General features: G+C 57.7%; 21 protein-coding genes and 2 pseudogenes. 15 read left to right on the top strand and 8 right to left on the bottom strand.

The window, feature by feature from the left end:
• Window positions 1-38: 38 nt before the first annotated feature.
• The 4 genes from MJ643_RS08340 to MJ643_RS08325 are packed head-to-tail and all read right to left on the bottom strand — an operon-like array spanning window position 39 to window position 3759.
• Window positions 39-1001: an SdiA-regulated domain-containing protein gene (locus MJ643_RS08340; protein WP_028692954.1), complete on the bottom strand. Its 963-nt coding sequence runs from the start codon at window positions 999-1001 to the stop codon at window positions 39-41.
• 45 nt (window positions 1002-1046) lie between these two features.
• Window positions 1047-1400 carry a TraR/DksA C4-type zinc finger protein gene (locus MJ643_RS08335; protein WP_028692953.1) on the bottom strand — a complete coding sequence of 118 codons (354 nt, stop codon included), beginning with the start codon at window positions 1398-1400 and terminating at the stop codon, window positions 1047-1049.
• 5 nt (window positions 1401-1405) lie between these two features.
• Window positions 1406-2257: a universal stress protein gene (locus tag MJ643_RS08330; protein WP_028692952.1), complete on the bottom strand. Its 852-nt coding sequence runs from the start codon at window positions 2255-2257 to the stop codon at window positions 1406-1408.
• A gap of 14 nt (window positions 2258-2271) precedes the next feature.
• Window positions 2272-3759, bottom strand: coding sequence for a SulP family inorganic anion transporter (locus MJ643_RS08325; protein WP_028692951.1), 1488 nt, complete (start codon window positions 3757-3759; stop codon window positions 2272-2274).
• Between the two features lie 448 nt (window positions 3760-4207).
• On the opposite strand from MJ643_RS08325, the pseudogene MJ643_RS08320 reads away from it, so the two are divergent.
• From MJ643_RS08320 to MJ643_RS08305, 4 genes and pseudogenes are all read left to right on the top strand, one after another.
• A pseudogene (locus tag MJ643_RS08320) lies at window positions 4208-4339 on the top strand (DNA polymerase V subunit UmuC); the annotation flags it as partial.
• Between the two features lie 58 nt (window positions 4340-4397).
• The gene (locus tag MJ643_RS08315; RefSeq protein WP_011914410.1) at window positions 4398-5417 is read left to right on the top strand and encodes a site-specific integrase; all 1020 of its coding nucleotides are present in this window, start codon (window positions 4398-4400) and stop codon (window positions 5415-5417) included.
• Entirely contained in the window at window positions 5414-7579 is a 2166-nt protein-coding gene (locus tag MJ643_RS08310) for a tyrosine-type recombinase/integrase (RefSeq protein WP_011914409.1), read from the top strand. Before MJ643_RS08315 ends, MJ643_RS08310 begins: the two co-directional genes overlap by 4 nt.
• A gap of 33 nt (window positions 7580-7612) precedes the next feature.
• Window positions 7613-7894: a DUF6118 family protein gene (locus tag MJ643_RS08305; RefSeq protein WP_271017756.1), complete on the top strand. Its 282-nt coding sequence runs from the start codon at window positions 7613-7615 to the stop codon at window positions 7892-7894.
• A 19-nt stretch (window positions 7895-7913) separates the two neighbouring features.
• Here MJ643_RS08305 and MJ643_RS08300 read toward each other — a convergent pair whose 3' ends face one another.
• The 4 genes from MJ643_RS08300 to MJ643_RS08285 form a co-directional block, all read right to left on the bottom strand.
• Window positions 7914-8480 carry a TetR/AcrR family transcriptional regulator gene (locus MJ643_RS08300; protein ID WP_008786762.1) on the bottom strand — a complete coding sequence of 189 codons (567 nt, stop codon included), beginning with the start codon at window positions 8478-8480 and terminating at the stop codon, window positions 7914-7916.
• 10 nt (window positions 8481-8490) lie between these two features.
• A complete protein-coding gene (locus MJ643_RS08295) occupies window positions 8491-10002 on the bottom strand; it encodes an MFS transporter (RefSeq protein ID WP_003830786.1) in 1512 nt (503 codons plus the stop codon).
• A gap of 232 nt (window positions 10003-10234) precedes the next feature.
• Window positions 10235-10738 (bottom strand): chlorite dismutase family protein, encoded by a 504-nt coding sequence (locus MJ643_RS08290; protein ID WP_011914408.1) that lies wholly within the window; start codon window positions 10736-10738, stop codon window positions 10235-10237.
• Between the two features lie 83 nt (window positions 10739-10821).
• Complete coding sequence (locus tag MJ643_RS08285; RefSeq protein ID WP_071534424.1) at window positions 10822-11184, bottom strand: cupin domain-containing protein; 363 nt, start codon at window positions 11182-11184, stop codon at window positions 10822-10824.
• Between the two features lie 449 nt (window positions 11185-11633).
• On the opposite strand from MJ643_RS08285, the pseudogene MJ643_RS08280 reads away from it, so the two are divergent.
• The 11 genes and pseudogenes from MJ643_RS08280 (at window position 11634) to MJ643_RS08230 (ending at window position 21809) form a co-directional block, all read left to right on the top strand.
• Window positions 11634-12729, top strand: a pseudogene (locus MJ643_RS08280) (DUF4113 domain-containing protein).
• Between the two features lie 133 nt (window positions 12730-12862).
• On the top strand, window positions 12863-13969 hold the full coding sequence (locus tag MJ643_RS08275) for an SEC-C domain-containing protein (RefSeq protein WP_023628656.1): 1107 nt from the start codon (window positions 12863-12865) through the stop codon (window positions 13967-13969).
• A gap of 263 nt (window positions 13970-14232) precedes the next feature.
• Complete coding sequence (locus MJ643_RS08270; RefSeq protein ID WP_028690565.1) at window positions 14233-14928, top strand: hypothetical protein; 696 nt, start codon at window positions 14233-14235, stop codon at window positions 14926-14928.
• A 10-nt stretch (window positions 14929-14938) separates the two neighbouring features.
• Window positions 14939-15697: a TIGR03759 family integrating conjugative element protein gene (locus tag MJ643_RS08265; protein ID WP_023628657.1), complete on the top strand. Its 759-nt coding sequence runs from the start codon at window positions 14939-14941 to the stop codon at window positions 15695-15697.
• A complete protein-coding gene (locus tag MJ643_RS08260; protein ID WP_023628658.1) occupies window positions 15682-16242 on the top strand; it encodes a hypothetical protein in 561 nt (186 codons plus the stop codon). Before MJ643_RS08265 ends, MJ643_RS08260 begins: the two co-directional genes overlap by 16 nt.
• A complete protein-coding gene (locus MJ643_RS08255; protein ID WP_051555665.1) occupies window positions 16239-16769 on the top strand; it encodes an integrating conjugative element protein in 531 nt (176 codons plus the stop codon). Before MJ643_RS08260 ends, MJ643_RS08255 begins: the two co-directional genes overlap by 4 nt.
• Before the next feature lie 83 nt (window positions 16770-16852).
• Window positions 16853-17023 carry a hypothetical protein gene (locus tag MJ643_RS08250; RefSeq protein ID WP_152955717.1) on the top strand — a complete coding sequence of 57 codons (171 nt, stop codon included), beginning with the start codon at window positions 16853-16855 and terminating at the stop codon, window positions 17021-17023.
• 1 nt (window position 17024) lies between these two features.
• Window positions 17025-19241: a type IV conjugative transfer system coupling protein TraD gene (gene traD, locus MJ643_RS08245; protein ID WP_028690567.1), complete on the top strand. Its 2217-nt coding sequence runs from the start codon at window positions 17025-17027 to the stop codon at window positions 19239-19241.
• A 10-nt stretch (window positions 19242-19251) separates the two neighbouring features.
• Window positions 19252-20001, top strand: coding sequence for a TIGR03747 family integrating conjugative element membrane protein (locus MJ643_RS08240; protein WP_023628661.1), 750 nt, complete (start codon window positions 19252-19254; stop codon window positions 19999-20001).
• 11 nt (window positions 20002-20012) lie between these two features.
• A complete protein-coding gene (locus MJ643_RS08235; protein ID WP_023628662.1) occupies window positions 20013-21482 on the top strand; it encodes a UvrD-helicase domain-containing protein in 1470 nt (489 codons plus the stop codon).
• A gap of 18 nt (window positions 21483-21500) precedes the next feature.
• Window positions 21501-21809, top strand: coding sequence for a hypothetical protein (locus MJ643_RS08230; protein WP_023628663.1), 309 nt, complete (start codon window positions 21501-21503; stop codon window positions 21807-21809).
• The last annotated feature ends 110 nt before the right edge of the window (window positions 21810-21919 follow it).

Genomic DNA, 21919 nt, shown 5'->3' with positions numbered 1-21919 from the left:
AGCGTCCCGGCCACGCCTGACTGTAGCTTGTTGACTGGTCAGTCTGTCTCGCGGGTAAAGCGATAGAACAAGTTCGGCTCGCTGACCACGTACAAATACCCTTCATCGTCGATGGTTACGCCTTCGGCTTGGGGTATGCCTTTCAGCAAACCAGCAAACCCCCTCGCCAAGGAGCGGAAACTCACCACCTTGCCCTCGTCGGTGATTTCAATCAGCAGTTTCGACTCGTCGCTGAGCAATATCAGGTGGCCACTCTGTTGATCGAAGACGACCGAAGACAAGTCAGTGGCAAATACCTTGTCCTTTACCAAGTTGGACAGGTCGCGCACGTGCAGGGAAAAACCTCCTGCCAGGCTGGCACGAAGGCCGCCCACTTCCAGCAATTGGCGAGGGTCACGCTCCTTGGTCACAAACAAGCGATCACCTTTCAGGTCGTAGGCGAGCCCTTCAAGGCCTTTGTTGTCCGCCTTGCCAAGTGCCAAGGTCAGAGCTGGATACTGGTCTCGGCTCAATGAGCGACCGGGAGAAAGCTTACTGCCTTCGGCGAGGGGGACATCCACGATAACAAGGCTCTGCCGGCGCTCCTCGGCGATTACCAGTTGGCCGTTGCCGGCATAGGACACCGCCTCCACATCGTGGAAACCGTCCAGGCTATAGCGCCTTTCCACGTCACCGTCACGACTGAGGGCCAATAGTTCGTTTGGGCCGTTGGTAACCGCCCATAGCAGGTTCAGGTCAGGGTCGAAGGTCAGGCCCGAAAGGTTGTTGTCCACACCGGGAACCGGCTTAGCATCGAGCTCAACCCGATAGTCAGGCAGCCACACAGAGCGCTCCTGCCAATCGTCGGTGTGCCAGTGGGTCTTGATCCAGAAGTACAACCGATCATCAAGGTGATGGGTGCGGACTTGGAATACGGTAAGCAATACAAAGCACAGCAGTGCCCACATCCAGGCACTTGTTTTCTGTGTTCGGCCCAACCAGTTTTTAGCCATCAAATACATTAGAAGCCTCGTTAATTGGGACTGACGTCACGAGCTGTCATGGTTTCAATCCGACTCGGCGCGGCTCGCACAGGTGATGCACAACGGCGTGGCCGGATCGAATTCCAGGCGGCCCGAGGCGATCAACTCGCCGCATTGGTTACACCAGCCATACTCGCCCTCGTGCCAACGCTTGAGGGCCAGCTGGAGGCGGACGCGTTCATGCTGCGCCCGACTGCGGATGGCATCGTTCATCGCTTGCTGCTGGAGTGCGTCCATCCTCGACAGACGCCCTACCTTGCTTTGATCCAACTCCACCGATTGCGAGCGAGACTCAGCGTCTTCCAGCAACCGATCCAGCTCGGCAGCCCGCTGTTCCAGTAGGGTCTTGAAATGGGCAAGATCGAGGGCGTCGTCCATGGCCGTTAGCGCAGCAGCAACAGTGGGCCAGTGGTGGTGCGCAGCATGCTGGTCGTGGTGCTGCCGACCAGAAACTGACGGATGCGCGAATGACCGTAGGCCCCCATCACCAGCAGGTCGATGCCGTGCTCTTTCTGATAGGCGTGCAAGGTAGGCTCTATCTCGCCGTTCAGGGTCTCGGCGCGAACAGTGAATCCGACGTTGAGCAGCACTTTCTGCGCCCAGTCCAGCTGCGCGGACGATTCGTCGTTCACTGGCCCAACCATCACCAGGTGGATCGGCAGCCCCTTCAGCAGGGGGCTGGCCGCCAGCATCTCCACACCCTTGCGGGTAGTAGCGCTGCCATCGAAGGCCAGCATCGCGCTCTCGGGCTTTTGGAAGTTGGCCGGGGTGACCAGGATTGGCCGGTGCATGATACGAATCACGCTCTCCAGCTGGCTTCCGACATGCTGACTCAGACCGCCGCTAGACTCGCCTTGGCGACCGATGACCAATAGGCGCGTTTCGCTTTCCAGCTCTTGCAGGTTTTCCAGCAGATCGCCATGACGTTGCTTGGACTCCGGCGCGGTCACACCATCCGTCATGGCCCGCTCTTTCGCGGCCGTTAACATGATCCGCCCCTGCTCCAGGGCCAACTTACCGCGCTGTTCATCCAGGGAAGCAAGCTCATCGAGCAGATGCTCGCGGCTGCCAAGGCCGATATTGCCACTCAAGTCGGCCGCAACTGGGTACTGGCGCTGATCCAGCACATGCAAGAAGGTCAGCGGGGCTTCCAGGCTCAGACTGGCCCAGGCTGCGTAGTCGCACACAGCTGGAGCCGAGGTGGAACCGTCGATACAGGCAATTACTTGGGTCATCGTTGTTCTCCTTCTCAGTGGCCCATGAGTTGATCAATGGCGTCGGGTTTATCGTGAACTCCGAATCGATCCACGATAGTGGCGCTCGCTTCGTTGAGACCTAACACTTCAACTTCGGTGCCTTCGCGGCGGAACTTGATAACCACCTTGTCCAGGGCAGCAACTGCGGTGATATCCCAGAAGTGGGCGCGATTCAGGTCGATGGTTACCTTGTTCAGGGCTTCTTTGAAGTCGAAGGCCGCGACGAACTTGTCTGCCGAGCTGAAGAACACCTGGCCAGTGACGTTATAGCTACGATGCTCGCCGGATTCGTCCAGCGAAGAACTGATCGCCATGTAATGGCCAACCTTGTTGGCGAAGAACATCGCGGCCAGCAGCACGCCGGCCAACACGCCGAAGGCAAGGTTGTGGGTGGCCACCACGACCACAACGGTGACGACCATGACAATGTTGGTCGACAACGGGTGCTTCTTCAGGTTGCGCAGCGAATCCCAACTGAAGGTGCCGATGGACACCATGATCATCACTGCCACCAGCGCAGCCATCGGGATCTGCTTCAGCCAGTCGCCGAGGAACACCACCATCAGCAGCAGGAATACACCTGCGGCCAGGGAGGACAGACGAGAACGACCGCCGGATTTCACGTTGATGATCGACTGACCAATCATCGCGCAGCCGGCCATACCGCCGATCAGACCCGAAGCAATGTTGGCCACGCCCTGGCCCTTGCACTCGCGGTTCTTGTCGCTGGGGGTGTCGGTCAGGTCGTCGACAATAGTCGCGGTCATCATCGACTCCAGCAGACCGACCACGGCCAGCGCTGCCGAGTAAGGGAAGATGATGGCCAACGTCTCGAACGTCAGCGGCACGTCAGGCCAGAGAAAGATTGGCAGCGTATCCGGCAGTTCCCCCATATCACCGACCGTGCGGATATCCAGCCCAACCGACATGGCGACTGCGGTCAGCACGATGATGCACACCAGTGGCGATGGGATGAGCTTGCCGATCCTGGGGATATAGGGAAATAGGTAGATGATGCCGAGGCCTGCGGCTGTCATGGCGTAGACGTGCCAGGTGACATTGGTCAGCTCGGGCAGCTGAGCCATGAAAATCAGGATCGCCAGTGCATTGACGAAGCCGGTCACCACCGAGCGCGAAACGAAGCGCATCAGCGAGCCGAGCTTCAGGTAGCCAGCACCAATTTGCAACACGCCACACAGCAGCGTGGCGGCCAGCAGATATTCAAGACCATGGTTCTTGACCAGGGTCACCATCAGCAGTGCCATGGCCCCTGTCGCGGCTGAAATCATGCCTGGGCGGCCACCGACAAAGGCGATCACCACGGCGATACAGAATGAGGCGTAGAGACCAACTTTGGGGTCGACGCCCGCAATGATAGAGAAAGCGATGGCTTCAGGGATCAGCGCAAGTGCGACGACGATCCCCGCGAGCACGTCGCCACGGACGTTGGAAAACCACGTTTGTTTGAGTGTTTGTAGCATCAGAATATCCAAAGCAATGCACCGCACGCATGCCAGGAAAATGGCGAGCGCGTCGATACGAATTCAAATTGTGAGGATTATTTTGCTGTGCGCTTTGGGTGTAAGAACCGGGCATACAGCAGTACGCAGCCGCCAGCGAAACTGGCGGAGGCGAGGTTGTTGCGAGGGGGCGTAGCGCTAAGGCGGCGTAGGCTGCCAGTAGAGCGTTTGGAGTACAGTCATGCTGGTGTTCCTGTAGCTCAAGGGGTATGCGGAGCCAAAAGTATACAGTGAAGCTATCGTCGATTGCGATCCGCCGCCCTGCTTTGCGAAGCCACGTCTGAAATAGGCTTAGTCGAGGAGTATCGCCATCAGGAACGAAGGAAAATAATCAAAAAAATGTTAGGGAGTTAATTTGCTTATAAATCAATATCTTACACTCAACTAACTGTTAGGGTCATTCAGATATAACGACGGCTGTGTAATCGCCAGGTCATACGACGCCAAGCCGTACGTGAAGATGGGCGAGCCCTATTTCCAGGCCAAGGAGAAGTTGCGGCGGCATGGCATCGTGGCATTTTCGTCCAACTATGCGCTGTATTAAGTTAGGTGGAATGCTTTTGAGCTAGGCTGAATCCGTTGACGCTCAGGGGGCGCCCATGACCACCACCCCATTGCACAAGCAAGTGTTAAGTCGTTATTCCAGTGTACAAGCTTGGCTGGAGCTCTTGGGTAATCTGGGGCGTGCGCCGGCCACCCTTGACGCCTATGGCCGTGCCCTTGCGCATTACTTATTGCATTGCGAAGGGAGTGGGCTGAAACCCGAATCCGCGACATTCGAACAAGTCACGCTCTACATCCGTGAGCTGCTACCTGGCGCAAAGAGCGCGGTGGCGAATTCAACCTTGCACCAGCGGCTTACTGCTATCCGGTTGTGGTACGACCACCTCGTTTTTCAGGGTCTTTGCGAGCACAACCCCGTGCCCCGCGGACAGCATGGTCGGCTGGCCCAAGTGCCTGGACATGGAGGGTTTGTCAGGGGCTTGCTCCCACGGCTGATTAAGTTGCCAGACATTCCCACCGATGAGCAGTGGCGACACTTTCTCAGTATTGCGGCCAGGTCGTCTATCCGTGATCGACTAATGCTGTCGTTGGCGTATTTCGGGGCTCTTCGCCGTGCCGAGTTGGTGGCCTTGCGTATTGAGGATTTAGACGTTGCACACCGACTGATCTCGGTGCGAGCGGAAACGACCAAAGGCAAACGCAGCCGCGTCGTGTGCTACAGCCCAGACATTGCACCTGTCTTGATAGAGCATCTACATGCTCTTCGCGGCGCTGGCTGGATGCGAGGTTCGTTGTTTCGATCAGCATCAGATCGTAATCGAGGCTCGCCACTGTCCCGTTGGGCGTGGAGTAAAACGGTTGAAGGGTGGGCCAAGGAAGCGAAACTATCGCACCTGAGCACTCATACCTTTCGCCACCTTCGGCTTACCCATCTGGCCCGTGCGGGCTGGAAGCTCCATGAACTGACCACGTATGCTGGACATCGAGACCCCAAAACCACTTTGATTTACCTGCACCTATCTGGCGCGGATTTAACCGCAAAGATGGCGCACTCCGTCGGCAGTCTCGATGCTCGGATGTTCTGTGAACTCTTTGGGTCTGAGGCATTGCTATGAGCACCCCCTCAGTCACCCCTTATGTTCCGTTCGACGCGAGCAAGTACGTACGTCAGAGCGATCTATCGAAAATCGAGCTGAGCATACTTTCGAATCGCTCTCACCGTTCAGACTGGGGCTACCTCCAATCAGAGATACCTGAGCTCATGAGGCCGCTAGCTGATATAGCGGCGCACAGCGGCGTTTCTCAGCGATTAGCCATTTCATCAGTGGCAGTCATTCTCTGGAATGTCAGCAAAACCGGTAAACCCTACTGGTGTTGGTCTGAGTCGCAGTGGTTGACCTTGCTCAGTAATCGAGCAGGATCACGACCATATCTCGCTTCCGTTGCTTACCATCTCGGCGATTTTCGAACCCCGCAGCGTATCGCCAAATTCCGGCAGCCGGCGATATATGCTTCTTTTATCTTCGGCCATGCCGTGTTCAGACATGAGCACGTTCGCTTGAGCCAAGCGTTGAGATCGCTGGGCTACGCTGCTCGCCATCTTGAGCAGTTCCTTTCCAACGTGCTGGGTGCCTTGATGCTGGAAAACGGCGATCCGCGGTTGGAGACATTCACCGAGGAACTGCTACTGAAGGGCCAACAGCATCGAAGCGAAGGTGTCGCGAGATCGGTCGGAAAGGTATCTCACGGCCTCGCTGCCATGGGGATTTTGGCGAAACCTTTACGCATGCGAGGCTATACCTGTTGGCGGGCGAAAAGCATCGAAGGCATCGATCCGACTTGGGCAATGTGGTGCCGTCGATGGCGAGACACTTCCACCTTGCGTCCACGCACACGTGAAAGCAATTACAGTTTTATCTTGAGGACCGGTGTCTGGCTAGCGCGCGAGCAATCAGGAATGGCGGCGCCTACCGATTGGAGCATGTCCACTTGCGCTGCATTTATTGCTGCCGTCGACCGGATGACGGTCGGTGAGTGGGCTTTGGAGTCAGCGAAGGGAACACAGCTAAAGGGGCTTGGTCAGCCTATCGCTGCCAACTCGAAGCGCGGCTTTCTACATGCCTTGCGACGATTTTTTACAGACTTTGAACTCTGGGGATGGGGTCGTTTGAAGTTCAGCCCCCGGCATCACCTCGCCACCCCGCGATCCGTGACATTCAACTCGGGTATCAACCCGCGGGTAATTGATGACTCGACCTGGCTCAAGCTGATTTGGGCGAGTCTAAATCTTGAGCGTAGTGATCTGCTTTCGGAGATTCACTATCCGCTGTCGATGGTTCAAGCCATTGCTGTAGTGTGGACGCACGCTGGTTTGCGCAGCAATGAAATCATGCGCTTGGATAAAAGATGCGCGCATCCTCAGACCAATGATGTGGTACACGAGGATGGGACCATCGTTCCAGCAAAAACTTTATGCTATCTCGATATTCCTGCCAGCAAGACGTTCAAAGCTTTCGTCAAACCTGTAGCGGTGGTCGTGAAGGAGCGCATTGACGCCTGGCTGGAGGACAGGCCTGCTAACCAGGCCGCTTTGCTGGATGAGCGAACCGGGGAAAAAGTTAGCTACCTATTTCAGTTTCGAGGCAAGCGCATAGGCTCCAGTGTCATTAATGGCACCATCATTCCAATGCTATGCGCCAAGGCGGGTGTGCCACTGGAGGACAGTCGCGGGCGAATCACCAGCCACCGGGGACGTGCCTCCGCAGTGACGGCGCTCGCCAGCGTCCCTCAGGGCATGTCGCTGATCGAGCTAATGCAGTGGTCGGGACATAGCTCGCCGAATTCGACTTTGCATTACATTCGAATTCGGCCTACCAAGCTGGCAGCATCCTTCGTTAAAGCCGATCAAATGGCCCATATGGTCTCCGTTTTGATCGATCATGACGTAATTGTTCGCCATTCAGATGCCCCCTACACCTTCTATGACTTGGGCGACTCGTATTGTTCAAATCCCTTCTGGAGCAGCTGCCCACATCGCATGGCCTGTGCGGGGTGTGACTTCAACTTGCCGAAAGCCAGCGCAAGGGCCCAAGCATTGGAAAGCAAATCGTCTATCGGACGGTACTTGGAGGCCGTGCCTTTAACTCCCGACGAGCGAGCCATTGCCGAGGGCGACTTGGAAAAGCTGGAGAGCCTCATTCGAAAGCTGGACAATGTGCCGGCTCTAGACGGCAGGATGCCGAGGAGATCGATGAGAGAAAGAGGAGGCTATAAGTAGAAAAGTTCTTAAGCGACTAGTGGCTCGCTAGACATACCTGTCGCGTTACTCCTGATTTTGCTGTTGCCGCGTTTCCTGCCCTTCTCGGCCGACACCCATGTTGCGGCGACCGTCATAGGTCAGGACCGATGGAACGCCGGCGTCACCATGATGCGGGTGGCCGATCCCCGAAGCTGGCGCGGCGTGGCCGATTCCTCGCAGCTCGTGCGCGACAATGCCGAGGCGATCGGGCAATGCGCCGAGGCCGCGCGCACGGCCGGTTCAGATCAGCAATGCACCATCACCGTGAAAGCGCCGGCAGCACCGGCGCAGTAGGGTTGTGGGGGGACACCAGTTATTTCGGGAGGTTTTCTTCCGCCTCAACAGGTCCGGCGGCCATCGCGACGAGGCGCGCCGCGATACGCTTGCGCAGTTGCTCGGGGAGCGGGCGCGACGACAGCGCCTCGTGAATCCACAGCCCATCGGCGGCAAGGCGCGAAATGAACCTGTCCAACTCGGCAGCGTCGTTTCCAATCGGCGCAGGAGGTGCCCAGCGGTCGATGACCTGTTGCCACAGATCGCCAAGCTGCCGATTGTCGGAGCTTTCCAGCATGAGCAGCAGTTCGACCCGCCGGGCAGCTCTTGCGCAGGTGTTGATGTAGGCGGCGTGTCGTTCGGCGTCTGTCGCCCTGTCCGAGGTGTTGCCGGCGCTCGCTTCCAGCTCCTGTTCCCATGAGCGAGTCAGATGCTCATGGGTGGCGAGGATCAGGGCTTCGCGCGACGGGAAATGATACAGAAGGCCGGCGCGTGTCATGCCGGTTTCGAGCGCTACGGCGTCGAGGGTGACGGCGGTGAGGCCGTCACGCTCGATGATGCTCACAATGGCTTCAAGCACTTCGAGGCGCTTGCTGGCTCTCGCCATGTCGGCTTCCTTAGTGTTGTGTGGGATAGGCTGACGATTGCGAGCCGGGACCGTAGCGCCGCAACAGGATGCCGGTGATCAGGGCACCCACGGCCAGAACACCCGCCGCCACGTACATGACGACCGTATAGGCGTGGTCGAATGCGATTCCTGCCGCTTGACGCACGACAACACCATCGGCCCCCGCCTCGTTGGCAAAGACCAGCGCCGACGCCATGCTGTCGCGGGCCGCTTCCGAGGTTCCGGCGGGGAACACGACGTTGACCGTATAGAGGTAGGCCAAAAGACTTCCGAGAATTGTGACAGCGAACAGACTGCCAAACTCGTAGGACACTTCCTCGACCGACGACGCCATGCCGGCGCGATGCACAGGCACATTGCCCACAATAGCCGTTGATGCCACCGACATTGTTGCACCTACGCCGGCACCGGTCAGCGCCAGACCGGCGATCAGCCAGCCAAGGCCATGAGTGATGCCCCATGTCGCAAGCAGGACCGCCAGCGATCCCGCCGCAAGCCCGCCAGCTATAAGGATACGTAGGCCAATACGATGCAGGAATGCACCACCGAGCAGCGCAGTCGGCAATGATCCGAGCGCCGCCGCCGAAACCAGCATCCCGGCTTCCAGCGGCGTGAAGCCCGCAACGAGCTGGAAGCGTTGCGTCGTAGCAAGCTCAACACCGCCGATGGCGAACAGGGAGAACGCGGCCGCTAGAACGCCCGATGTGAACGCGGCATTGCGGAAGATCGAGAAGTCGAGCAGCGGGAACGGCAGGCGCAGTTGCCGGCGGACGAACAGCGCTCCGGCGAGGATGGCAACCAGCAGCGAAATAGCGGGGACGGCCCACGACTGCCCGGCATGGGCAGATTCCTTGATCGCGATCACAAAAGCCGACAGCGCCACCAATGCCTGAAACGACGACACCACGTCCCAAGGCTTGGTCGCATCGCCGGCCACCTTCGGCGCAACGATCAGCGCCGAAATGAAGGCAGCGACCACTACCGGCACATTGATGAGGAACACCGACCCCCACCAGAAATGGCCGAGCAGAAAACCGCCGATGATCGGTCCGAGCGCAGCGCCGACGACCGACAACGACCCCCAGATCGCAATGGCGATGTTGCGTTCCCGGTCATCCTCGAAGGTGACGCGGATGAGGGCGAGTGTCGCGGGCATCATCGCCGCCGCGCCGACCGCCAGAAAGGCCCGCGCCCCGATCAGGATTTCCGCTGTAGGCGAATAGGCCGCCACAATCGACGCGACACCGAACAGCACGAGGCCGATGAGGAACATGCGCCGGTGACCGATCCTGTCACCCAGCGTCCCGGTGCCGAGCAGCAGGCCGGCCATGACGAGGGGGTATGCGTTGATGATCCACAACCCTTGCGTTGCCGTCGCGCCAAGCTCGCGCGTCAGGGTAGGCAGGGCCGTGTAGAGGACCGAATTGTCCAGAACGATAAGCAGGAGACCGGCGGCGACGGTCACCAGAAGAACCCAGCGGTTCGAGTGGGCGGCAGGCATGATAGCACCATTCAGTGAGAGTAGCCAAACTTTACAGACAAGTTAGTAAAGTATCAAGCGCCTGCCCGTGAGGAACTTCAGACAATGGCCGACAGCGGGGCTTCGCATTCCGGGGCGCGATCAATTTGTCGCGAAATTCCTAAGTTATGCGACACACTAGATTTTTCGGGGTTTTGCTGGGCTGCGGGTGTCGCAGGAGTGTGCCGCACGTAGATCGAAGTTAAACCTGATGCTAGGCCGGCTCATGCACTAGCCGGATGTCGATTTCTCTGTCGACATACTGCCACTCCACCGAGGCTCGGAGTTCGGCCAGAAGCCTGTTAAAGGCCGTCTCATCAGACGGGGAATATTCGAACCAAGTCAAGAAGTCGAAGGGTTCGTTCTCGCCCAGGTCCCGACAATGGTGGAGGCGGCGGGCCACAGCAGGGAGATATTGGAGCCCGATGTGAATGTGACGGGACTGTTCCTCAAAAATCTTCCGGCGTTCGTCTTGAGACAGTCCCCACCATGAGGGGTTTTTCCGGATAGGGATCAGGGCGGCGCAGGTAGCCTCTGCTCGACCCAAGCTTGGCTGCTTCGCCACGAGACGATCCTTCTCTTCACGCACGACATAGCGCTCGTTACTCGTTATCCCGCGAAGGAGCCATTTGGTGCCCGGAGGCTGCGGCGAAACAGAGCCAGCGGCTACGTTGAGCCGTGGGATTCCAGGGAGAGGGGCTCCTGCCACGGCATTCATCGCAACAACGCGCCAAACCCCCGTTTCTCCACCAGCGAACGTAAATACTCGTGTATTCATCAGGTTCCTCTCAGGCCTTTCGCCTATTTCTCAGATAACGCAAAACCTGCACTGCCCGGCGCAACCACGGAGACAAATATGAAAGGTCCTGGACCAGAGTTCACGGCACCATGTACTTGCCCAGGTTTTGCAATGGCAATATCTCCAGCTTTAAGATGAATTTCTACGCCGTTGCCTTGATAATACTTGGCCTCACCTGAGATAACCGTCCAAGTATCTTGGCCGTGAGGATGGACATGGGCAGCTATTTCCTGCCTAGGGTAGGCGTGCCAAACTACAACGACAGAATCGTTGGTCTCCAGAACAACTGAACGGATCGGTTCGCCGTTAGACGGACGGACATATTCGTCCACCGAAAAAATCCGCGATTCCGTTTCTGCTTTCATGTTCACACTCCATTCCTGCACCGCAAGGTGACGTGCATCTGGCACTAACACCAAGACGAAGCCTTGATCTTGATGGGGGCGGAGAAGCTCGACACGCCGAACGGCATCATGAAGAGCACTTTCATGCGGCACCAACCATTTCTTTTAACGACACGAGGCTCGTATGCACATGACGATATGTACTTGAGCGCCTTTCGGAAAAGCTATGTTATAGGACGGAGACCGTCAATACTCCGTCGTGGGTAGGCATGACAGAACGGTAGGATAACGGCGACGTTTTGGTCATATGTACATGGGAGGGCGGTTCACCGCTCGGCAGGGGTGTTGTCGATGGACAGGTGTCCGCCTTCGATGTAACAGATCAGCTTTGACCGGTTACTAACAGGATGACCGGATGATCCGGTGAGCGACGGCGATCTCCTCAGAAGCTACAGCCATACCGGTTGGGTATGAGAAGCTCCAAGGGCGAGCATGGCCCGGTTCTTATTGACTTTCTATTACACATAAATGGCGACATGAGCGAGCGGGTTATGTCGCTGATCGAATCGATGGTGCCTGCGGCCGAGGTCTACTCGATCGATAAAATGCTTCGCTGATCTCACTGGCGTGCAGGGGAGTCTGACCCAATTCGGCCGGGAGGTACGCGCCAAGGTGCTGCGCTGCACTGGCATCCCTGTCGGTGTGGGGATCGCCCGAACCAAGACTCTGGCGAAGCTCGCCAACCACACCGCGAAGCGGCTGCAGGCGCATACGGGTGGGGTGGTCGACATCACTGATGATTTCAAGCGCGACTGGGTACTGCGCAACACTGAGGTGAAAGAGGTCTGGGGCATTGGCCGGCGGATGACGGCACACCTCGAGGCGATGGGCATCTGCAGGGCCATGGACCTAGCGAAGGCAGATCCGCGGATGCTGCGTGACAAGTTCAGCGTGGTGGTGGAAAAGACAGCGCGCGAGCTCGCCGGCACGCCGTGCCTCGAACTGGATGAGGCTGATCCGCCGAAGAAGGAGATCTGCTGCAGCCGGATGTTCGGTAAGAAAATGACCGAACTGACACCAATCAAGCAGGCGGTAGCGACCTATGCAGCGCGAGCAGCCGAAAAGCTGCGCGCCCAGGGATCGGTGTGCAAGCGCATGCGAGTGTCGATCCGCACAGGCATGTTCAATCCCAACGAACTGCATTTGGCGAAAGGGGCGCTGGTTGAACTGCCTTACCCCACGAGCGACACTCTATTGCTCACGCGGGCAGCGACTGAGGCTGTGGAGAAGGTCTACCAGGACGGGTACCGCTACAGCAAAGCCGAGGTGCTGCTGCTCGATCTACGGCAACCAGGTGAATTCACTGACGATCTGTTCGCGTCAACGCAGCCAGTTGCCTGCGATCGCCTGATGTCGGTTATGGATGGCATAAACCTTCGGTACGGCAAAGGCACACTGAGGTCTGCCAACGTCCCCCGAAGCCCAGAGTGGGGTATGCGTCGAGAGCTCTTGAGCCAGTCGTTCACAACAAGGTTGGATGAGCTGTGGCGGGTTTACTGTAAGTGAATAACTAGTTAAGGTCTGGGAGAGCACACGCGCATACTTAATTGGCATTGCCAACTGGATAAATTAGCATCCAGTGTATATGCTCTCAAAAAATTCATCACCAACACGGCATACTAGATCAATAAGGAATTCCATGAAACTTCCAGGGCGAAATGAACGTTGCTGGTGCAAATCTGGGAAGAAGTTTAAACACTGCCACCTAGACATTGATCGCCAACCACCTGTAGCAGCACACACTGTCTTGCAAACCCTTGGCTCTTTCAAGAAAAATAAAAAATGTAGCGTACCGCAATCATTGCAGCACGAGTGCTCAGGCGGGATAATAAATGCCCACACCGTCTCAAAAAGCTCATCTCTGAAGGCGATAGCTAGAAACGGGCACGTATTAAAAATATCGATAGAACTAAAAGTTAATATCCCGCCAAAAATAAAATTGAGCGAGGTGGGTATAAATAGCGCCTCGACTTTTACAGGCTTCTGTGCCAGCCATGATAAAAAATTATTCTCAACAATCGAAGACCAACCGTTCAAGCCTGTACCATCACACTGCTTCCTGATTATGTACAGAGGCATTTCCAGAGAGATCTTCAGCAAAGAGTACGCCTCAAAAACCTTTGATTTCATGAGGATCCTAGACAGGGGAAAGAGCCTGGCTGAACAGGTCGTAATCCAGAATGCATCAGCCTTACTCGGGAATAATAACTCCTTAACAACAAGCGACCTAAAACACATAAAATCAAAGCTAGACACTATGTTAGTCACGGGCGACTACAGCGACTTAAACTACGCCGTATTCACACTTGAATCCCCACCACCGATAATGGGAAGTGCTATAGTTGGCCCGACATTCGACTTTGATGGATATGAAGCCCAGAAGATAACAAGCATTCCTGGCGACATGCCGGACTACATGACCATTAATTCATTCGCTAGTGACGGCAAAGGCTTCATTGTTTTATCCTGGCTTTCAGAACACTCTTTGACCTGCAACAAACTGATAAGACAATTCTTGGACAAGAAACTAACAGCCGACAGCCTGGCGGCCTTTATGGTGTTACTAATAGAGAACTTCTACATTTCACCAAGCTGGTGGGAATCACTGGATAACGGCACACAAGCCCTGATAAAAAATATGTACTCGCAAGGTGTAGAAACCCACACCGATGGCAACTCGATAAACATCGACCGCCCACTGCACTTCCCTGCAATAATAAATGTATCAATGAACCCCACGCTTTAGATCCAGCCATCATAAACTGAGCAGATGGAACCCGCGGCTGCCAGGACTTTGAAGGATCGGCGTATTCCATGATGCTCATTGTGAGCGCACGAGGGCGGCAGAGGGCGCTGGACTGTACGAGGGGCTTTTCAGTCCCGGCGCTCGCCAACAGAGGGTTTGCCCTTCGACATCGATCGAGAAATTCCACGCCGGCGGGCTAAGTATTTTCTGCTGAATCAGGATCATGGTTGCGCGAGGGTGTACTCGGCTTCGAGAGGACACCCATGAAACTGCCGATCCGAAAACACCTGCCCCTTGCTATGGGCCTGCTCATCCTGGGCGCCATCATCGCGTTCCAGCAGTACCAGCTGTCGACTCTGTCTCGCGCCGTGAATGGAGCAGCAGAAAAAGTCTCGATCGATGCACTCCAGAACAGGGTGAGCGCGATCGACGATCGGCTCGACAATGTGTCAGGCAAACCCCTGGTCACGATGGAAGACTTCCGTATAAGCCAGCAAGCGCTCTCGAGCCGGATCGATGCTGTGCAGGCCACAGCATCGCAGGCCCACGAGGCTGCAGCTGAAGCCACTCGCTCTTCCGCGACTGCGGGCGATCTCCTAGTACTGAAAGCCGACCTTGAGTCGCTCGACGGCAAACTGCAGAAAATGAGCAAGCCTCAGGCTCAGGCGACTGCACCAGCCCCCAAAACCTCCTCCAAACCGAAGGCGAAGCCCGCACCGGTTAAAGCCCCACCAATCCCGCAAGATCCTCCGCCCTTTCAGATGGTCGGCCTCGAATACCGAGGCGGAGAGCGTTTCCTGTCTGTTGCCCCCACTGGTAGCACGCGGCTGAGCCAGATCTACCTGATTCGGCCTGGCGAAGTGGTCAGCGGCAGCAACTGGCGCCTCAGGGCTGTAGATGAACGGACCGCAACCTTCGACGCCGGCGGAACAACCCGAACCCTGAGCATCCAGCCATGAGTAAAGCACCATGAATCTACCGATCGTTCGAGCCATCGCCTGCGCCTGCGCGTTTACCGCAATTGGCATTGAGGCCGCGCCGCTTCCTTCCGCCGCTGGAGGGGCCGCCTCCAGTGTTCAACAGCTCACCAGCGAAAGCACCCTGTCCCAGAACAAGCTCGATGATAGAGCCGCGCAGGAGTGGGGACTGACCCCCAAGGAGTACGAACGATATCAAGAGGTAATGCAGGGACCCCGGGGGGTGTATTCGCCAGGGCTTGACCCTCTCACCGCGCTGGGAATCGAGGCCCGATCAGAGAGCGAACGACGCCGGTTCGCCGAGCTGCAGGTCCAAGCAGAGCGCCAACGAGTCGATCGGGAGCTCGCCTACCAGCGAGCCTACGACGAGGCGTACCAGCGCATGTTCCCAGGCATCAAAGCCATTGAGATTTCGACCACCCCTTCGGGCCAGGCCGGATCCGGGAGCGGCCCAGCTCTGGAGGGCAACGGGCGCATGGCACTCTTCGTCAAAGACGACTGCCTACCCTGTATCAACCAGGTCAAACGGCTGCAGGCGTCACAGACGCCGTTTGATCTGTATTTCGTCGGCAGCCAGCAAGACGATGAAAGGATCCGCCGCTGGGCAATTCTCGCGGGTATTGACCCGTCCAGCGTTAAAAGCCGTCTGATCACACTGAATCATGACCAGGGCCGCTGGGTTCGCCTCGGGCTCGGTGGCTCGCTGCCAGCCGCCGTAACACAGGTGAATGGATCATGGCGTCGTCAGTGAGCGGGTGGCGGCTCTACGTTCTGTCGGTGGTTCTGCTCGCCGGCAACGCATGGGGTGTAGAAGATCCGCCAGCAGCTTACAAGGCGATCGGCATCAGACACGGGGTCCCGCCCGTTGTGCTCTATTCGGTGGCACTGCAGGAAAGCGGGACGCGATTGCGCGGGCAGCTTGTGCCGTGGCCCTGGACGTTGAATGTTGCCGGAACCGGCTACCGCTTCGCCACACGAGCAGACGCTTGCCAAGCTCTGATGATAGCGATTGTTAAGGCTGGACCCGCTCGAGTCGACGTGGGGCTGGGACAAACAAATATTCGCTTCAACGGGCATCGCTACCGCTATCCCTGCGAAGGCCTGGACCCCTACAAGAACTTGGCGGTGACCGCTCAGATCCTGGCTGAACAAAAGGCTAAGGGTGGAACCTGGATCGATGCTGCGGGGCGGTATCACCGCCCTGCCGGGGGGGCGCCGGCCGCGAAGTACCGTAGCTATTTCACGAAACATCTTAGCCGGGTCACCGGCATCAAATTCGAGGTAGTGACCCCATGACATATCCCCACGCCCGGCGATCACACGCCGTGCAGGCCCTGGCCCTCGCGATCGTGAGCAGCCTGGCTCTGCCCTGCAATGCTGATCAGCAAGCGGTGCTCACCGTGGTGGAGGACCGTGGCGGCTCATCCGCACTGTCCTACTACCAAGACATTGATCCCGAGCCTACGCACACCACCCCAGTTGTGACTGGCGTCCGGGCGGGCGGGGCATTTCCGGTGTCGACTCCAGAACTGAGCCCCGGCCCAGTACATGGACGAGTGATCAACGCAGCAGGTCTGCAGCCGATGTTCATCGTTGGGGATGATCCAACGTCGCAGGCCTGGCTCAAGCAGAAGCTGTCGGCACTTCAAGGCCTGCAGGCAGTAGGCCTTGCTGTGAATGTCAGCAACGCTGCACGACTGCAAGAGATCCGCCGCTGGGCACCTGGGTTGCAGGTGATGCCTGTACCTGCCAGCGATATTGCTGGTCGCCTGGGGCTGCAGCACTACCCGGTGCTGATCACAGCTACAACCCTTCAGCAGTGAGAACCGGGATGCGCCCAACACGACTATCGCCAGTGTTCACACTGATCATCAGCCATCCCCTACACCGGCCCGGCCGGGAGCAAATGATTGAGCAGGTTCGCCATGTGAGCGAGCTGTACGGTGCTCGCTTGACAGGAATCTCCGAGCTCAACGAACACGCATTCGCCCAGCGCCTGGCCGAACGGCTGACACCGGACCAGGTTGAGCAAGCGCGTGCGGAAGTCGACGCCATGACATACACCGCGAGGACCTGAGATGGCGACATACACCCTTGAATCTCTGCTCCGGCCGCCGGTAGAGCTTTTCACTACTGCGGTCTGCTATGTGGCAGCTTCGCTTTGCATTTGCGCGCCCTGGGCTTTTGCGCTGACCCCACTATTTGGAATTGTCGCCGCGCTGGGTTTTATCTACCTGGGCACCATTCGGCTGCTGCAGGCGCGGAGGGTCCTAAGGTATCAGGCGAACCTCAGGCGACTTCCCCACTACACCATGACCAGCGCTGAAATGCCGATCAGCAACGAGCGCCTGTTCATCGGACGCGGGTTCCGGTGGACTCAGAAGCACACACAGCGCCTGGCCGACACCTACCTCCCTCAGTTCGCGGCATACGTCGAACCGACGAACCTTTATGAACGGGCGCGCTGGCTGGAGGAACGCCTAGAGTTCGCCCCCTTCCCACTGAAACTGATCACAAAACTCACTGGTTGGGATTCCAACTGGAACCCCGCTCGGCCTCTCCCACCAGTGGGTGGCCTGCCCAGATTGCACGGGATCGAACCAGATGAGCAGAATGTCAGTCTCCCTCTGGGTGAGCGCGTGGGCCACACACTGGTCCTGGGCACCACACGGGTAGGCAAGACTCGCCTGGCGGAAGTGTTCATCACCCAGGACATTCGCCGAACGCATCGCCGCGGGCCGCGAGTCCGCATGGGGCGACGGAGCCAAACCTCCCATCGATGGAGCCGGCGCCGGCGAGTAGAGGAACAGGCCGACCACGAGGTCGTGATCGTTTTCGATCCGAAGGGCGATGCCGACCTGCTCAAGCGCATGTACGTCGAGTGCAAGCGCGCCGGGCGCCTCGACGAGTTCTACGTGTTTCATCTGGGATGGCCGGATATCTCCGCTCGCTACAACGCCATCGGCCGCTTCGGCCGAATCAGCGAGGTGGCCACTCGCATCGCTGGTCAGCTCTCCGGCGAGGGTAACTCTGCAGCATTTCGGGAGTTCGCTTGGCGGTTCGTCAATATCATCGCCCAGTCGCTTGTCGCGCTCGGCCGTCGCCCTGACTACGAGCAGATCCGCCGGCACGTCATCAATATCGACGAGCTGTTCATTGAGTACGCACAGAAGTACTTCGCTGAACATGATCCGAAGGCCTGGCAAACCATTGTCGAGCTTGAAGGCAAGATCGATCGCAAGAACCTGTCTTTCGCCATGAAAGACCGCCCGCTGCGCGTGGTGGCCATCGACATGTACCTGACCCAGAAGCGCATCAACGATTCGGTTATGGATGGCCTGCGCAGCGCTGTCCGCTACGACAAGACCTATTTCGACAAGATCGTCGCATCGTTGCTGCCACTCCTGGAAAAGCTCACCACTGGGCGTATCGCTGAACTGCTTGCCCCCGACTACCTGGACCTCGCCGATGAGCGTCCCATCTTCGACTGGATGCAAGTGATCCGAAAACGCGCCGTGGTATATGTTGGCCTCGATGCACTATCCGACACCGAAGTCAGTGCGGCCGTGGGCAACTCGATGTTCAGTGACTTGGTCTCTGTTGCAGGCCACATTTACAAGCACGGCATCGACGACGGCCTGCCGGGGCATATGGCTGGGGGCAAGGTACGCATCAACCTCCACGCTGACGAGTTCAACGAGCTCATCGGGGACGAATTCATCCCGATGGTGAATAAGGCCGGTGGTGCCGGCATCCAGGTCACCGCCTACACCCAGACGATGAGTGACATCGAAGCGAAGATCGGCTCGAAGGCGAAAGCCGGCCAGGTGATCGGTAACTTCAACAACCTATTCATGTTGCGTGTTCGAGAAACCGCGACCGCTGAGCTGCTGACCAACCAGCTACCAAAAGTGCAGATCTACAACAGCACGCCGGCGAGCAGCGCGAACGACTCGGTCAACGGCAAAACCGCGTTCACCTCAAGCTCGCACGACCAGGTGCAGCTGGCGAGTGTGCCGATGATTGAGCCGGCCCACGTGGTGGGACTGCCGAAGGGACAGGCCTTCGCGCTCATCGAAGGTGGGAATCTGTGGAAAATCCGCATGCCGCTCCCCGCGAACGACCCAGATGAGGTCATGCCCGGCAACCTGCAGGAGCTGGCCGCCGGCATGCGGCGATCGGCAGCGTCCTCGAACGATTGGTGGGAAGCCCCTGGCTATCAAGAGCTGAAATCAGCTTTGCCCGAAGACCTGGTTGAAGATTTCCGCCAGGTGGCCACCGATGATGCAGCTTGAGGTGTAGCCAATGGCAGATGACGTATCAAAGAAGGCCGAACAGCAGCAAGAGCGACAGGAATCGCTGTTCAGCAAGATCTTCTGGTTCCCGATTACCTTCATCGGCGTAATGTTCAGCTCGCTGTTCCTCGCCATCGTGGTCGACTGGGTATGCCTGTACTTCTTCTGGCCAGAGGCCGGGTGGCGGCACGGTCAGCAAATGCTGGTCAGCGAGGTCGGCTGGTTGTCCAAGGGGCTGGTCCATAGCGCTGTCGTCCAAGAACCCGGGCGCACCGCGACCTGGCTGGTCACTGAAGCTTACGACTGGCTGGTCGTGAAGACCGGGATGCTTAGCTGGGTCCAGAGCATGGAGTCGATCGCTCAAGCCGGTCCCCGTAACGAGCTGGACATGCGCTATTGGGCCGCGCAGAGCGTCACAACGGTACAGAACTATGCCCTGGCTGCCCTCTTTACCGTCCTGGTGTTTTGCGTCCGCCTGGTCGTGCTGCTGATGACGGTACCGCTTTTTGCCATGGCTGCACTCACAGGCCTGGTCGACGGGCTGGTGCGGCGAGACCTCCGTAAATTTGGTGCCGGCCGAGAGTCCAGCTACCTGTACCACAAGGCCCGGGCAACGATGTTGCCGTTGGCCATTTTCCCCTGGACTTTCTACTTGGCGCTCCCGATCAGCATCAGCCCACTGCTGGTACTACTCCCCTGCGCTGCCTTACTCGGGGTGTCCGTGAGCATTACGGCCGCGAGCTTCAAGAAGTATTTGTGAGGAAGAGAACGATGCAATGGACACACGAGCAGTCGCCAATCATCCAGTCGGAAGCCCCGAAACTCCTTATCCAGGCCGGCGCTGGCAGTGGCAAGACCACAACGCTGGTGGGCTACGCGCAACACCACACCCGTCTGCGGATTCTCTATCTCTGTTACAACAAGTCGGTCGAGATCGCCGCGCGTGGCCGATTTCCGCGCAACGTGGTGAACAAAACTGCGCACGGCCTGGCCTACGCCGTCTATGGCACACAGTTCAGCCATAAGCAGACCAACAACTTGCGACTGACCGATATCGCCCGAGCGCTTGATACGCAGGACTGGGAGCTGGTCAGGGACGTGCTAACCACCCTCAACAACTATATGGCCAGCGCCGACGACCTGATCGAGCGCTGCCACTTTCCACGGTTCCGTGACCGCCCGATGCTTACCTCCGCCCAGGAGCGCTACCTGAACCAGGCGCTGGTAGCAGCGATGAGCATCTGGAAGCGCATGACTGACCTGCAGGACACAGCGGTGCAGATCACGCATGACGGATACCTGAAGCTGTACCAGTTGAGCAAACCCGACCTGAGCCAGCGCTTCGACTGTGTCCTGCTCGATGAGGGACAGGACGTAAACCCCGTCATCGCTGACATTGTGCGCATTCAGCGTATTCGCAAGGTGGCCGTGGGTGATCGTCATCAGCAGATCTATCGCTTTCGAGGGGCGGAAGACGCTCTAAATGCCAGCTGGATGGCCGGGGCGGAGAAGCACTACCTGACCCAGAGCTTCAGATTTGGGCCTGCAGTCGCCCATGTCGCCAACATCATCCTGTCCTACAAGGGAGAAACCAGGAAGCTGCAGGGACTGGGCGAGAAGACATTGGTGAAGAAGGCGTTGCCGGCCGGGCTGCCGCACAGGACATACATTCATCGGACCGTTATCGGGGTGATTGAAAACGCACTGTGCCTGGTCACCGAGAAGCCCAAAATCTACTGGGTTGGCGGCATTGACAGCTATTCAGTACGCGACCTCGAGGATCTGTTCTATTTCAGTCGCCAACAGCGCGATCTGGTCCAGAACAAAAAGCTGCTCCGTGACTACCGAGACTATGGCCAGTACGTGGAAATCGCCGAGGTTAGCCAGGACAGCGAGATGATCCGGTCCATCAAGATCATCAACATGTATCCGGATCTGCCTCAGCGAATCTTGGCCCTGCGCTCATGCACCGTGGACCAAGAGCTGGATGCAACTATCACCCTCACCTCTGCCCACAAGTCGAAAGGCCTGGAGTGGGACTTCGTCGGGCTCTTCGACGACTTCACGTCGGACCCGCTCTCACCTGACATCGATCCAGGTCGACGAGATGATGAGTTGAACCTCCTGTACGTTGCCGTCACCCGGGCGATGAAGATCCTCGCCATCAACAGTCTGGTGCTGTCCATCATGGAACGCTACGTGGACGCTCTCGCCCCAGGAGCGCGTCAAGCGCGCGGCTGATTAAATAAAGGAGTCACTATGAGCAAGAAATTCGAACACCGCGCTGACTATGTCGCTATTCCATTCAAAAACGCGACTAGCGGCGCTTGGATATTTAAGAGCACAGAACAGACGCTTGAGCCCGATGTTGCGTCTCTTTTGGCAGAAGAGGAGCAACTGCAGAAGAAGATGCTCGAGCTCGGAGCCCAAGGCTGGGAACTCGTCAGCACCCAGCCAGTGTGCCGGGGCGAGATCAAAGTGGGCAATCAAAATGCCCAGGCCTGGTCCTACGGGTTCCCAATGCCGGTCGGATATCTGCTCTTTTTCAAGCGCGAGTCAGTAGCCTGACCAATCAGGCGCTTTAGGCTTCATGATCATGCCCTGGAAGGAGGGCCAACATGGCGTTGGCCCTCCTGACCATCTCGACCAGCTCCACTGAGCTCACCTCTCGTCGGTGC

Source organism: Pseudomonas sp. PNPG3, assembly GCF_023093815.1.
Taxonomy (GTDB): domain Bacteria; phylum Pseudomonadota; class Gammaproteobacteria; order Pseudomonadales; family Pseudomonadaceae; genus Aquipseudomonas; species Aquipseudomonas asiatica.
Note: the sequence above shows the minus strand (reverse complement) of the source record. Positions and strands in the feature narration are given on the sequence as shown.